This is a genomic window from Saccharopolyspora taberi, assembly GCF_039534165.1.
Taxonomy (GTDB): domain Bacteria; phylum Actinomycetota; class Actinomycetes; order Mycobacteriales; family Pseudonocardiaceae; genus Saccharopolyspora_D; species Saccharopolyspora_D taberi.
Genome location: NZ_BAAAUX010000014.1, coordinates 307,371 through 320,828 on the forward strand (window position 1 = coordinate 307,371; position 13,458 = coordinate 320,828).

General features: G+C 72.7%; 11 protein-coding genes. 4 read left to right on the forward strand and 7 right to left on the reverse strand.

Going from position 1 to position 13,458, the window contains the following annotated elements; translation table 11 throughout:
- Nucleotides 1–8: 8 nt before the first annotated feature.
- On the reverse strand, nucleotides 9–1,742 hold the full coding sequence (locus ABD691_RS15615; protein WP_344680404.1) for an SDR family oxidoreductase: 1,734 nt from the start codon (nucleotides 1,740–1,742) through the stop codon (nucleotides 9–11).
- Between the two features lie 123 nt (nucleotides 1,743–1,865).
- Between ABD691_RS15615 and selA the strand changes: the two genes are divergently transcribed.
- The 3 genes from selA (at nucleotide 1,866) to ku (ending at nucleotide 5,989) form a co-directional block, all read left to right on the forward strand.
- Nucleotides 1,866–3,155: an L-seryl-tRNA(Sec) selenium transferase gene (gene selA, locus ABD691_RS15620; protein ID WP_344680405.1), complete on the forward strand. Its 1,290-nt coding sequence runs from the start codon at nucleotides 1,866–1,868 to the stop codon at nucleotides 3,153–3,155.
- Complete coding sequence (gene selB / locus ABD691_RS15625) at nucleotides 3,155–4,909, forward strand: selenocysteine-specific translation elongation factor (protein ID WP_344680406.1); 1,755 nt, start codon at nucleotides 3,155–3,157, stop codon at nucleotides 4,907–4,909. Before selA ends, selB begins: the two co-directional genes overlap by 1 nt.
- 117 nt (nucleotides 4,910–5,026) lie before the next feature.
- Entirely contained in the window at nucleotides 5,027–5,989 is a 963-nt protein-coding gene (gene ku / locus ABD691_RS15630) for a non-homologous end joining protein Ku (RefSeq protein WP_344680407.1), read from the forward strand.
- Nucleotides 5,990–6,040: 51 nt separating this feature from the next.
- Here the strand turns inward: ku and paaE are convergent, their stop codons facing one another.
- Genes paaE through paaZ form a run of 6 tightly spaced genes read right to left on the reverse strand, consistent with a single transcriptional unit; the run spans nucleotide 6,041 to nucleotide 11,907 of the window.
- Complete coding sequence (paaE, locus tag ABD691_RS15635; protein WP_344681296.1) at nucleotides 6,041–7,135, reverse strand: 1,2-phenylacetyl-CoA epoxidase subunit PaaE; 1,095 nt, start codon at nucleotides 7,133–7,135, stop codon at nucleotides 6,041–6,043.
- A 43-nt stretch (nucleotides 7,136–7,178) separates the two neighbouring features.
- Nucleotides 7,179–7,697 (reverse strand): 1,2-phenylacetyl-CoA epoxidase subunit PaaD, encoded by a 519-nt coding sequence (gene paaD, locus ABD691_RS15640; RefSeq protein ID WP_344680408.1) that lies wholly within the window; start codon nucleotides 7,695–7,697, stop codon nucleotides 7,179–7,181.
- Entirely contained in the window at nucleotides 7,691–8,581 is an 891-nt protein-coding gene (paaC, locus tag ABD691_RS15645) for a 1,2-phenylacetyl-CoA epoxidase subunit PaaC (protein WP_344680409.1), read from the reverse strand. Before paaC ends, paaD begins: the two co-directional genes overlap by 7 nt.
- 10 nt (nucleotides 8,582–8,591) lie before the next feature.
- Nucleotides 8,592–8,894 (reverse strand): 1,2-phenylacetyl-CoA epoxidase subunit PaaB, encoded by a 303-nt coding sequence (gene paaB / locus ABD691_RS15650; protein WP_344680410.1) that lies wholly within the window; start codon nucleotides 8,892–8,894, stop codon nucleotides 8,592–8,594.
- Entirely contained in the window at nucleotides 8,891–9,868 is a 978-nt protein-coding gene (gene paaA / locus ABD691_RS15655) for a 1,2-phenylacetyl-CoA epoxidase subunit PaaA (RefSeq protein ID WP_425565088.1), read from the reverse strand. The genes paaB and paaA overlap by 4 nt, the downstream gene beginning before the upstream one ends.
- A complete protein-coding gene (gene paaZ, locus ABD691_RS15660) occupies nucleotides 9,865–11,907 on the reverse strand; it encodes a phenylacetic acid degradation bifunctional protein PaaZ (RefSeq protein WP_344680412.1) in 2,043 nt (680 codons plus the stop codon). The genes paaA and paaZ overlap by 4 nt, the downstream gene beginning before the upstream one ends.
- Nucleotides 11,908–12,120: 213 nt before the next feature.
- Between paaZ and paaK the strand changes: the two genes are divergently transcribed.
- The gene (gene paaK, locus ABD691_RS15665; protein WP_344680413.1) at nucleotides 12,121–13,458 is read left to right on the forward strand and encodes a phenylacetate--CoA ligase PaaK; all 1,338 of its coding nucleotides are present in this window, start codon (nucleotides 12,121–12,123) and stop codon (nucleotides 13,456–13,458) included.

The following is a 13,458-nucleotide window of genomic DNA, read 5'->3' on the forward strand; positions in this document are numbered from 1 at the left end:
CCCTTCGGCTACCTGGGGGTGGGATCGATGCGGGCCGCGGCGCGCAGCAGGCCCGGCGTGAGCCGGGACAGCACGAGCGCGGCCTTGGCCTCGGGGGTGACCGGGGCGACGGCGGTGTTGCGCGCCATCGCGCGGACGATGTCCTCGGCCGCCCGCTGCGGCGTGAACGCCCGCCGGACGTAGAGGCTCTTCGCCGCGCGGCGGCTCCGGTTCTGGTCCTGCTCGTCCTGGCCCACGAACCGGGCGGTCGAGGTGATGTTGGTGTCGACCAGCCCGGGGCAGACCGCGGTGACCGCGATCCCAGCCGACGCCAGTTCCCCGCGCAGGCACTGGCTCAGCGCCAGCACCGCCGCCTTCGTCGTCGAGTAGGCGGGCAGCGCCCGCGACGGGACGTAGGCCGCGGCGGAGGCGATGTTGACGATCTGCCCGCCCTCGCCGCGTTCGGCCATCTGCGCGGCGAACGCCCGGCAGCCGTGGATCACGCCCCACAGGTTGACGTCGATGACCCGCTCCCAGTCGGCTCGCGTGGTCTCGGTGAACGGACCCGCCACGCCTATTCCGGCGTTGTTGATCACGATGTCGGGCACGCCGGTCCGCTCGCGCACGTCGGCGGCGAAGCGCTCCACCGCGTCCCCGTCGGACACGTCGACCTGGTGTGCGGTCGCGACCCCGCCCCGCTGCCGGACAAGCTCGGCGGTGCCGGTCGCGGCCCTGCCGTTCACGTCGGCCGCGACGATCTCCGCGCCCAGCCCGGCCAGTTCCAGCGCGGTCGCCCGGCCGATGCCGCTGCCCGCGCCGGTGATCACCACCAGCTTGCCGCCGAACCGCCCCGCGTCCATCCGCGCGCCGCGCAGCGACCGCGTCTCGGTGCCGGACTCGACGTGCTCGACGAGTTCGGACGCGCAGCGGGCCACCACCTCCGGCCTGGTCCTGGGCAGCCAGTGCCCGCCGGGGAGCCGCCGGAACCGCAGGTCGCCCGTCCACTGCCGGGCGGCGGTCTGCAGCGGGGTGCTGACGAACGGGTCACCGGCGGGCGCGAGCACCTGCACCGGCACGCTCGTGCGCCGGACTCCCGGGCTTCCCAGCCGGTTGAGCATGTTCGCCCGGTACAGCGCGAGCCCGCGCACGCCGTCGGAGACCGCGGGGCGGACCGGTTCCCCGGCAGCGGGATCGAAGCGCTCCACATTGGACAGCAGTTTGGTCATCGCACCGGTGCGCCAGGCCAGCTCCGGGAGCACGGGCAGCTGGAAGAAGCCGATGTAGCCGGAGAACGCGAGCTGAGTGAGGACCTGGCGCAGGTTGCGCGGCGTGGGCCTGCGCCACTTCGCGCGCATCCAGCTGCCCGCGTGGTCCAGGCACGGTCCGGAGATCGACGTGAACGAGGCGAAGCGGGAGCGCAGCTGCTCCTCGGTGACGGCGTGCCACGCCTGGATCGAGCCCCAGTCGTGGGCCAGCAGGTGCACCGGCTGGTCCGGGCTGACCGCGTCGAGCACCGCGACCAGGTCGGCGACCAGCCGGTCCAGCCGGTACGCGGAGCGGGCGCGCGGCGCGCTGGACTCCCCCGCGCCCCGGACGTCGTAGGTGACGACCCGGTACCGGTCGGACAGCTCGGCGACGACGCCGTCCCAGACCGCGTGGTTGTCCGGATAGCCGTGCACGGCCACCACCGTCGGCTTGGAGGGATCGCCCTTCTCCCACACGGCAAGGGAAATCCCGTCATCGGTGGTCACCGTTCGCCGCATGCCGCGCACCTTCCGGATCGACTGTGTTGCGAGCCATCGAGAATACTGACATTAACAACCGTCATTGTCACTATCGTTGTTGACGAGAGGCCGTCCGCGTCCGCACGGCCTATAGTGCGCGCCATGGCGGACCCGCGACGACGCGTGCCGGCCACCGACGGCGTCCTCGGCACCCCGCAGGTGCGGGCCGCCGTCTCCCGGCTCGGCCGCGACCTGGTCAAGCGCGTGGTGCACTCGGCCCAGCAACGGGCCCGCACCGGCGAGATCGCACCGGAACAGGTCGTGGAAACGGCCCTGTCCGCGTTGCCGGAGGCCGCCACCGGCATGCGCGAAGTGCTCAACGCGACTGGCGTCCTGCTGCACACCAACCTCGGCCGCGCCCCGCTGTCGGACGCGGCGGTCGAGGCGCTGCGTGGCGCGGCAGGCACGACCAACGTCGAACTCGACCTCGGCACCGGCCGCCGCGGTCCGCGCGGTGCGTCGGTGGTCGAAGCCCTGCTCGATGCCGTGCCCGCGGCCGAGGCCGCGCACGTGGTCAACAACGGCGCCGCGGCCCTGGCCCTCGCGGCGACCGCGCTCGCGCAGGGCCGGGAAATCGTGCTGTCGCGCGGGGAAATGGTCGAGATCGGCGACGGCTTCCGCATCCCCGAGCTGCTCTGCTCCACCGGAGCCCGCCTGCGCGAGGTGGGCACCACCAACCGCGTCCGGCCGGCCGACTACGCCGACGCGGTGGGGCCGGACACCGGGTTCCTGCTCAAGGTCCACCCGTCGAACTTCGTCATCACCGGATTCGCCGCGTCCGTCCCGGTTTCCGAGCTGAGCGGTCTCGCGCCGCCGCTCGTGGCCGACATCGGTTCCGGTCTGCTGCACCCGCACCCCGCGCTGCCGGACGAGCCGGACGCCACCACGACGCTCGCCGACGGGGCGGACCTGGTCATCGCCAGCGCCGACAAGCTGCTCGGCGGTCCGCAGGCCGGCCTGCTGCTCGGGAGGGCCGACATCGTGCAGCGCCTGCGGCGGCACCCGCTGGCCCGCGCGCTGCGTTGCGGGAAGCTGACCCTGGCGGCGCTCGAAGCGACGTTGCGCGGCCCGAGAACGCCGGTCGCAGAAGCGCTCCGCCAGGACCAGGCGACCTTGTTGCGGCGAGCCGAACGCATCGCCGCAGAGCTCACCGGCGCGGGTGTTCTCGCCCGCGCCCGGCCGTCGACGGCCACTGTGGGCGGTGGCGGTGCCCCCGGGGTCGAACTGCCCAGCGCCGCGGTCGCGCTCCCGCACGGGTTCGCCGGGCGGTTGCGGGCCGGGCGGCCCGCGGTGCTGGCGCGGATCGAACGCGGTGAGTGCCTGCTCGACCTCGCGGCCCTGCCCGCCGACCGCGACCGGACGCTGGTCGCCGCCGTGGGAGCAGTGGCCTGATGCACGTCATCGCCACCGCCGGGCACGTCGACCACGGCAAGTCGACGCTGGTCCGGGCGCTGACCGGGATGGAACCCGACCGCTGGGAGCAGGAGCGCCGACGCGGGCTGACCATCGACCTGGGCTTCGCCTGGACCACCCTCGACGACGGCTGCACCACGGCGTTCGTCGACGTTCCCGGGCACCAGCGGTTCGTGCCGAACATGCTCGCCGGGATCGGCCCGGTGCCGGCGGTGCTGTTCGTCGTGGCAGCCGACGAGGGCTGGATGCCGCAGTCGACCGAGCACCTCGACGCCCTCGACGCGCTCGGCGTCGGCCACGGCCTGCTCGCCATCACCCGCTGCGATCTGGCCGATCCGAGGGAAGCGGCGGCCCAGGCGCGCCGGCGGCTCGCAGGCACCTCGCTCGCCGACATCCCGGCGGTGTTCGTCAGCGGCCGGACCGGGGACGGGGTCGGCGAGCTGCGGACAGCGATCCGCGACCTCGTGCGGCGGCTTCCCGCTCCGGACCCCGATGCCGACATCCGGCTGTGGGTGGACCGCTCCTTCACCGTCCGCGGCGCGGGAACCGTCGTCACCGCGACCCTCGCGGCGGGGACCTTGCGGACCGGCCAGCACCTCGCGGTCAGCTCGTCGGACCGGCAGGTAGCGGTGCGAGGCATCCAGGTCCTCGGCGAGAGCACCACCGAAATCGGCGCGGTCGCCCGGGTCGCGTTGAACCTGCGCGGGGTCGAGGTCGACGAGATCCGCCGCGGTGACGCCCTGCTGAGCCCGCGCCGGTGGCTGACCACCGACGTCATCGACGTCCGGCTGGTCGGCACGGCCAGCGGCGACGTCCCCCGCGAGCTGACCGCGCACATCGGATCGGCAGCGGTTCCCGCCCGCGTCCGCCCGCTCGGCGAGGACACCGCGCGGCTGGCCCTGCGCTCCGCGCTCCCCCTGCGGATCGGCGACCGCGCGCTGCTGCGCGAGCCCGGCGGGAAGCACGTGCGGGTCGGGGCGATCGTCCTCGACGTGCGCCCGCCCGCCCTCCGGCAACGGGGCGCGGGGAAGGCCCGGGCCGCCGAGCTGGCCACGATGGACGGTCGGCCCGACGGTGCGGCGGAACTGCGGCGGCGGCGCCTGATCCGCGCCGGTGAGCTGCGGGCGATGGGCGCGGAGCCGCCCGGTGACGGCCCCTGGCTGATCGACCCGCCCCACCGGGACCGGCTCGCCCAGGAGCTCCGCGCCCTGCTCACCCGCCACCGCGAGGAACACCCGCTCGAAGACGGCATGCCCGCCGAAGCTGCGCGGCGCGCGCTCGGGCTGCCCGACCCGGCCCTGCTGCAGGCCGTGGTCACCGAGGCCGGGGTCGAGCTGCGGTCCGGCCGGGTCCGGCTCGGCGACTCCGCGCTGCCCGGGCCGGTGCGCAAAGCGGTGCGCGAGATTCGCGGTTCGCTGTCGGAAAATCCGTTCGACGCACCCACCGCCGACGACCTGACCGCGCTCCGCCTCGGCGAGCGGGAGCTGGCCGCCGCCGAACGCGCGGGCGAACTGCTCCGGATCGGTCCAGGGCTCGTCCTGCTGCCCGGCGCCGACGGGGAAGCGCTCGACCGCCTCCGGTCGCTGCCCGATCCGTTCACCGTCAGCCAGGCCCGGCGCGCGCTGGGCACCAGCCGCCGGGTCGCGCTCGCGCTGCTGGCGTTCCTCGCCCGCGACGGCCGGACCGCGCGGGTGGAGGGCGGAACCCACCGGGTCGTCTCGCACGGCGGCTGACCTTGTCGTTTCGGATCGCCGCTGACCGGGCAGTTCGTGGGTGCGACCGGCCGGCGCTGGTGCGATCTTGCGCCCGTGCCCGCATCGTGGAAGCCGCGACGGCAAGGGAGGCGCGCCATGCCGCGAAAGATCTGGACCGGATCGATCAACTTCGGACTGGTGACCATCCCGGTCGGGCTCTACGCCGCCACCGAGGACCACTCGATCCAGTTCCACCAGTACCAGCGCGGGACCACCGACCGGGTCCGGATGAAGCGGGTCAACGAGCGCACCGGCAAGGAGCTCGGCTACGACGACATCGTCAAGGGCCGCGAGGTGGACGGGACGCTGGTCACCGTCGAACCGTCCGAGCTGGACGAGATCGCGCCGGTCCTGTCGCGCACGATCGACATCAGCACGTTCGTCGACATCGGCGAGATCGACCCGGTCTACTTCCAGAAGACCTACTGGCTGGCGCCCAACAGCAAGGAGCATTTCCGCCCGTACAACCTGCTCCGGCAGGCGATGGACCAGACCCACCAGGTCGGCATCGCCACCTTCGTCATGCGCGGCCGGGAGTACCTGACCGCGGTCCGCGCCGAGGACTCGGTGCTGGCGCTGAACACGATGTTCTTCGCCGACGAGATCCGCGATCCCGGCGAGCTGGTCGGCCAGGCGTCCTCGGCCGCCGAGCCCACCGACAAGGAGATCCAGATGGCGACCATGATCATCGAGTCGATGAGCGGGCCGTGGGAACCGGAGGAGTACGAGGACACCTACACCGCGCGGGTGGAGAAGCTCATCGCGGACAAGAGCGAGGGCCGCACCCCGGAGGTCGAGGAGGAGCCCGAGCGCCCCAGCGACGTCATCGACCTCACCGAGGCGCTGCGGCGCAGCGTCGACCAGGCGCGCGGCGCGCGGCGCGGGAAGGTGCCGAAGCAGCGGGAGCGCGAGGAGGACGTTTCCGGGATGAGCAAGGCGGAGCTGGAGAAGAAGGCGAAGGAGCTCGGGATCCGGGGGCGGTCGAAGATGAACCGGGCCGACCTGGTCGCCGCGGTCAGCGAGCAGACCTCCGGCCGTCGCCGCCGTCCGGCGTCCTGATCCGGCGCGGGGTTTTCGCGGAGCGCTCGGCGAAAACCCCGCCCGCTCTCGCTACGCGTCGTAGTCGACGGTGATCGTGTCCGAGACCGGGAGCGACTGGCAGGTCAGCACGAACCCGTCGTCGACCTCGGACTCCTCCAGGGCGAAGTTGCGGCGCATCCGCACTTCGCCGCAGGTGACCTTCGCCCGGCAGGTTCCGCACACGCCGCCCTTGCACGCGAACGGCAGGTCGGGGCGGACCTTCTGGGCCGCGTCCAGCACCGGGGTGTCCCTTGGCAGCGCCAGCTGGGTGGCGCGGCCGTCGAGGATGACCGTGACGTCGCTGGCCGGTCCTTCCAGTTCGGGTTCCTCGTGCCGCACCGGCTCCGGCGGGGCGTCTTCGACGAAGAACAGTTCCTGGTGCACGCGGCGGGATTCGACGTCGTGGTCGTGCAGGACCTCCTGGGCGTCGGTGACCATCCCGTACGGTCCGCACAGCCACCAGTGGTCCACGTCGGCCGCGTCGACCACTGTGGACAGCAGGGCGCGGAGCTTGGCCGCGTCGAGCCTGCCGGTGAACAGCTCCGACTCGCGCGGCTCGCGGGACAGCACGTGCACCAGTTCCAGCCGGGCCGGGTAGCGGTCCTTGAGGTCGGCCAGCTCGTCGGCGAACATCACCGTGTCGCTGCGCCGGTTCCCGTACAGCAGGGTGACCGTGGCGTCGGTCTCGGCCAGCACCGAGCTCGCGATCGACAGGATCGGCGTGATGCCCGAACCGGCCGCGACCAGCACGTGCCGCTCGTGCGCGGTCAGGTCCGGGGTGAAGCTGCCGGTCGGCGCCAGCACCTCGACGGTGTCGCCGACCGCGATCTCGTTCACCAGCCAGCCGGAGAACAGCCCGCCCGGCACGAGCCGGACACCGATCCGCAGTTCCGCCCCGCGGGCGGCGCAGATCGAGTAGTTGCGCCGGTGCTCCCGGCCGTCGATCTCGCGCCGCAGGGTCAGCGACTGCCCGGGCCGGAAGTCGAACTCCGCGGCGTGCTCGGGCGGGACGGCGAAACTGACCGCGACCGCGTCGTCGCACAGCCGCTCGACCCGGCTCACCCGCAGCGCGCGGAACGTGGTGCGGCGGCGCGCCGGGCGGCCGTTGTCCTGGGACTCGGTCACCCCGGCGGGCGGACCGGTCACGACGGGGGCAGAGCGGGCCACGTCAGATCTCCTTGATGTGCTCGAAAGGTTCGGAACACGCGCGGCAGCGGCGCAGGGCCTTGCAGGCGGTCGCGCTGAACCGCGACACCTCCTCGGTGTCGGCCGACCCGCAGCGCGGGCACGCCACCCACGCCGGCGGTGGCGACAGCGCCAGCGGCACCGGACCGGACGCCGCCTTCGGGGCGCTGCCCGGCGGGGCGATGCCGTAGTCGGCCAGCTTGCGCCTGCCCTCCTCGCTGATCCAGTCGGTGCTCCAGGCCGGGTGCAGCACGGTGCGGACCTCGACCTCGGCGAACCCGGCCGCGTGCAGCCTGCGCCGCAGGTCCGCGCGCATCTCGGCCATCGCCGGGCAGCCCGAGTAGGTCGGGGTGATCGAGACGACCACCCCGCCGTCATCGGACAGCTCGACATCGCGGAGCACCCCGAGATCGGCCAGCGTCAGCACCGGCAGCTCGGGGTCCGGCACGGTGCGGGCGACCTCCCGCGCGCGGGCCACGTCCGGCTTCGCCGTCGTCACCATGTCGCCTCCGGGTGTGCTCGGGCCAGGGACTGCATCTCCGAGAGCAGGTAGCCCAGGTGCTCGGTGTGGATCCCGTCGCGTCCGGCCCTGCCCGCGACTCCCGCCAGCGCCGGGACTTCCGGCCGGGACAGCGTCGCGGCGCCGAGCACCTGCTCCAGCACCTCGTCGAACTCCGCCCTGGTCTCGGCCGGATCGACCCCGACACCGGCCTCGACCACGCGCCGGTCGACGTCGTGGGTGGCGAACAGCTCGGCCACGTACGGCCAGACGTCGTCGAGCCCCCGGCGCATCCGCTCGTGCGAGGTCTCGGTGCCGTCACCGAGGCGCACCACCCACCGGGCCGCGTACTCGCGGTGGTAGGTCAGCTCCTTGACGCCCTTGGCCGCGATCGCCGCCAGCACCGGATCGCGCGAGCCGGTCAGCCCGCCGAACAGCGCGAGCCGCCAGGTCGACAGGACCAGCAGCCGGGCGACGGTCTCGGCGAAGTCGCCGTGCGGCACCTCCGCCAGCCGGACGTTGCGGAACTCCCGGTCGTCCCGGAAGTAGGCCAGTTCGTCCTCGGTGCGCCCGGTGCCGTCGGCCTGCCCCGCCCTGGACAGCAGCAGGCGGGCCTGGCCGAGCAGGTCGAGCGCGATGTTGGCCAGCGCCAGCTCCTCCTCCAGCTCCGGCGCGTGGGTGACCCACTCGGTCAGCCGATGGGAGGTGATCAGCGCGTCGTCACCGAGCGCGGTGCAGTACGCGGCCAGCGCCGCGCCGTCGACGCCGCCGGGCAGCGCGGTGTCCACACCGGACAGCGGATCGTCGAATCCGGTTCCGAACGCCCACCTGGCCTCGCCGTCCGGCTCGGCCTCGGTCAACGCCTCGTAGGCATTGTCAAACGACATCAGGCCGACCTCACATGTGCGGAACGTTGTCTGGGATCGAGTAGAACGTCGGGTGCCGGTACACCTTGTCGCCGCTGGGCGCGAAGAACGGGTCCTTCTCGTCCGGGCTGGACGCGGTGATCGCGTCCGCCCGCACCACCCAGATGCTCACGCCCTCGTTGCGCCGGGTGTAGAGGTTGCGGGCGTTGTGCAGCGCCATCTCCTCGTCCGCGGCGTGCAGCGACCCCACGTGCACGTGGTTGAGGCCGCGCTTGCCGCGCACGAACACCTCGAACAACGGCCACGACGACTTCGGCGCGGTTTCCTCGCTCATCGCCCCGCCTCCTGACGTGCGGCGTGCTTGGCCGCGTGGGCCACCGCCGCGTCGCGGACCCACTGCCCCTCCTCGTGCGCCCGGCGGCGGTGTTCGAGCCGCTGGGCGTTGCACGGCCCGCTGCCGCCGATCACGCGCTTGAGCTCGCTCCAGTCGGGTTCGCCGAAGTCGTAGTGCCCGCGCTCGGCGTTCCACGACAGCGCCGGGTCCGGCAGCGTCACGCCCAGCGCCTCGGCCTGCGGCACCGTCATGTCGACGAACTTCTGCCGCAGCTCGTCGTTGGTGTGCCGCTTGATCCGCCAGGCCATGGACTGCTGGGTGTTCGGCGAGTCGCCGTCGGGCGGGCCGAACATCATCAGCGACGGCCACCACCAGCGGTCGGTGGCGTCCTGCACCATACGCCGCTGGGCCTCGGTGCCGCGCATCATCGTCATCAGCAGCTCGTAGCCCTGCCGCTGGTGGAACGACTCCTCCTTGCAGATCCGCACCATCGCGCGGGCGTACGGGCCGAACGAGCTGCGGCACAGCGGCACCTGGTTGCAGATCGCCGCCCCGTCGACCAGCCAGCCGATCACGCCGATGTCGGCGAAGGTCAGCGTCGGGTAGTTGAAGATCGACGAGTACTTCTGCCTGCTGCTGATCAGCTTGCCGGTCAGGTCCGCCCGGTCGGCGCCGAGCGTCTCGGCCGCCGAGTACAGGTACAGGCCGTGCCCGGCCTCGTCCTGCACCTTGGCCAGCAGGATCGCCTTGCGCCGCAGGCTGGGCGCGCGGGTCAGCCAGTTGCCCTCCGGCTGCATGCCGATGATCTCGGAGTGCGCGTGCTGGGCGATCTGGCGGACCAGCGTCCTGCGGTAGCCCTCCGGCATCCAGTCCCGCGGCTCGATCCGCTGGTCGCGGGCGATCCGGTCGTCGAAGTGCCGCTGCAACGCCTCCTCGGCGTCGCCTGCGCGTTCAGCTGCCAGCGTCATCGTCATCCCCGCTCTTCCGGACGTTTGGCCACGAGGGTGAGCACGTCGTACTTGGCCACCGACTCGCCGTCCTGGTTGGTCACGTCGGCGTCCCAGCGGACCTCGCCGTGCTCGGCGTTGGTGCGCGGGGTGATCTGCTTGGCCGTCAACGTCACGGTGATCTCGTCACCGGGGTAGGTCGGGGTGAGGAACCGCAGGTTCTCCAGCCCGTAGTTGGCCAGCACCGGTCCCGGCTCCGGGTCGACGAACAGGCCCGCGGCCAGCGAGACGACCAGGTAGCCGTGCGCCACGATCCCCTCGAAGAAGGGGTTGGCCGCCGCGGCCTCCCGGTCGGTGTGGGCGTAGAAGGTGTCGCCGGTGAACTCGGCGAAGTGCTCGACGTCGGCCATCGTGACCGCGCGCGGCCCGCCGACCACGGTGTCGCCGATCCGCAGGTCCTCCAGGTGCTTGCGGAACGGGTGCACCTCGGTCTCGGTGCGCGGCGAGCCGGGCACCCACTGGCCGGTGATCGCCGTCAGCGTCTCCGGGTCGGCCTGGACCGCGGTGCGCTGCATGTGGTGCAGCACGCCGCGCACACCGCCCATCTCCTCACCGCCGCCCGCGCGGCCCGGTCCGCCGTGGACCAGGTTGGGCAGCGGCGAGCCGTGGCCGGTGGACTCCTCGGCGTCCCGGCCGTTGAGCACCAGCAGGCGGCCGTGCCGGGACGCGGTGCCCAGGACGACGTCGCGGGTGAAGCCGGTGTCGGCGCTGACGACCGATCCGGCCAGGCTGCCCCCGCCGCGGCGGGCGAGATCGACGGCGTGCTCGGTCGACTCGTACGGCAGGATCGTGCTGACCGGGCCGAACGCCTCGACCTCGTGCGGCTCGGCGCGGTCCGGGTCGTCGCAGCGGACCAGGATCGGGGAGAGGAAGGCGCCGCGCTCGGCGTCGGCGTCGACGACCTCGACGCGCTCGGGATCGCCGTGCACCAGCGTGCCCGCGGCCAGCAGGGCCTTGAGCGAGCGGCGGACCTCCTCGCGCTGTTCCAGGCTGGCCAGCGCGCCCATCCGCACCCCGGACGATTTCGGGTTGCCCACGACGACCTTCGCCAGCCGCGCGGAGGCGGCCTGCACGACGTCGTCGACCCGCTCGGCCGGGACCAGCGCCCGGCGGATCGCGGTGCACTTCTGGCCCGCCTTCACCGTCATCTCGCTGACCAGCTGCTTGACGAACAGGTCGAACTCACCGGTGCCCGGCGTGGCGTCGGGGCCGAGGATCGAGCAGTTCAGCGAGTCGGCCTCGACGTTGAACCGGACCGAGCGCGCGGCCACGTTCGGGTGCGCGCGCAGCCGCTGGCCGGTGGACGCCGAACCGGTGAACGAGACCAGGTCCTGGTCGGTCAGGTGGTCCAGCAGGTCGCCGACGCCGCCGCAGATCAGCTGCAGCGAGCCCTCCGGCAGCAGCCCGGACCCCAGCATCAGCTCGACCAGGCGGTGCGTGAGGTAGGCGGTCTGGCTGGCGGGCTTGACCAGCGTCGGGACCCCGGCGAGGAAGGCCGGGGCGAACTTCTCCAGCGGCCCCCACACCGGGAAGTTGAAGGCGTTGATCTGCACGGCCACGCCCTGCAGCGGCGTGCAGATGTGCTGGCCGGCGAAGGTGCCGCCCCTGCCCAGCGGCTCGACCGCTCCGTCCAGGTAGACCCGGCTGTTGGGCATCTCCCGGCGGCCCTTGCTCGAGTAGCCGAACAGCACGCCGATCCCGCCGTCGATGTCGAACTTCGAGTCGCCGAGCGTCGCCCCGGTGCGGGCCGACAGCGCGTACAGCTCCTCCCGGTGCTCGCGCAGGTGGGAGGCCAGCGACTTCAGCAGCGCGGCGCGCTGGTGGAAGGTCAGCTCCCCCAGCGCGGGCCCGCCGCGGCGCCGGCCGTGATCGAGCACCCGGGCCATGTCGATCCCAGCCGAGGACACGCGCGCGACCTCCTCACCGGTCACCGCGTCGTGCAGTGGTGCGCCCTCTTCCGAGGGGACGTGCCAGTCGCCGTTGACGTAGCTCCGCAGGGCGGCCATGCCCCAACCTCCTCAGCGCGTGCTGAACTCGATTCGAATTACCGACCGTTCGTTCAGGAACGATAGCAGCGCGCACCCCCGCACCGACACCGGGTTTCCGGCCGATTTCCCTGCTGTACCGAGCAAGACACCTCCGCGCCGCGCCGCTGTTGACAGCACCGCGGGCAGCGGTATTAATTACCGACTGTTCGTTCGGCCTGAAGGAGTCACGCCATGACAGGGACGACGAGGTCTCGCACCACTCGCCGGCTGGGCGCCGCACCGGCTCCTTCCGAGCTCGACCCTGCCGAGCGGTACTCGGCCGACGAGCTGGCGGCCGTGCAGCTGGAACGGCTCCGGTGGACGCTGCGGCACGCCTACGACAACGTGCCGCTGTACCGCGCCCGGTTCGACGAGGCCGGGTTCCGGCCGGAGGACTGCCGCGGTCTGGGCGACCTGGCCCGGCTGCCGTTCACCACCAAGCACGACCTGCGCGACACCTACCCGTTCGGCATGTTCGCGGTCCCGATGTCCGACGTCCGGCGGGTGCACGCCTCCAGCGGCACCACCGGCCGCCCCACCGTGGTCGGCTACACCGAGCACGACATCGACGTGTGGGCCGACGTGGTCGCCCGGTCGATCCGCGCCGCCGGGGGCAGGCCGGGGCAGAAGGTCCACGTCTCCTACGGCTACGGGCTGTTCACCGGCGGGCTGGGCGCGCACTACGGCGCGGAGCGGCTGGGCTGCACGGTCATCCCGGCCTCCGGGGGCATGACCGCCCGGCAGGTGCAGATCATCCAGGACTTCCGGCCCGAGATCATCATGGTCACCCCGTCGTACATGCTCACCCTGGTCGACGAGTTCGAGCGGCAGGGCATCGACCCGCGCACGACCTCGCTGCGGACCGGCATCTTCGGCGCCGAGCCGTGGACCGAGCAGATGCGCCAGGAGATCGAGGAGCGCCTCGACATCGACGCGGTGGACATCTACGGGCTGTCCGAGGTGATGGGCCCCGGGGTGGCCAACGAGTGCGTGGAGACCAAGGACGGCCTGCACGTCTGGGAGGACCACTTCTACCCCGAGGTCATCGATCCGTTCACCGGGGAGGTGCTGCCCGACGGCGAGGAGGGGGAACTCGTGTTCACCTCGCTGACCAAGCAGGCGCTGCCGATCATCCGGTACCGGACCCGCGACCTGACCCGGCTGCTGCCGGGCACCGCGCGGCCGATGCGGCGGATGAGCAGGATCACCGGCCGCAGCGACGACATGATCATCCTGCGCGGGGTCAACCTGTACCCGACGCAGATCGAGGAGCTCGTGCTGCGCACCGGCGGGATGTCCCCGCACTTCCAGCTGGTGCTGGCCAGGCGGGAGCGGATGGACCAGCTCACCGTGCGGGTCGAGGCCCGGCCGGACTGCCCGGGGCCGCGCCGCGAGGCCGCCGCCGCCGAGCTGGCCAGGGCGATCAAGGACGGGGTCGGCGTGACCGCCGAGATCGCGGTGGTCGATCCCGACACCCTGGAACGCTCAGTAGGCAAGCTTCGCCGGATCGTGGACACCCGCGAACCCTGA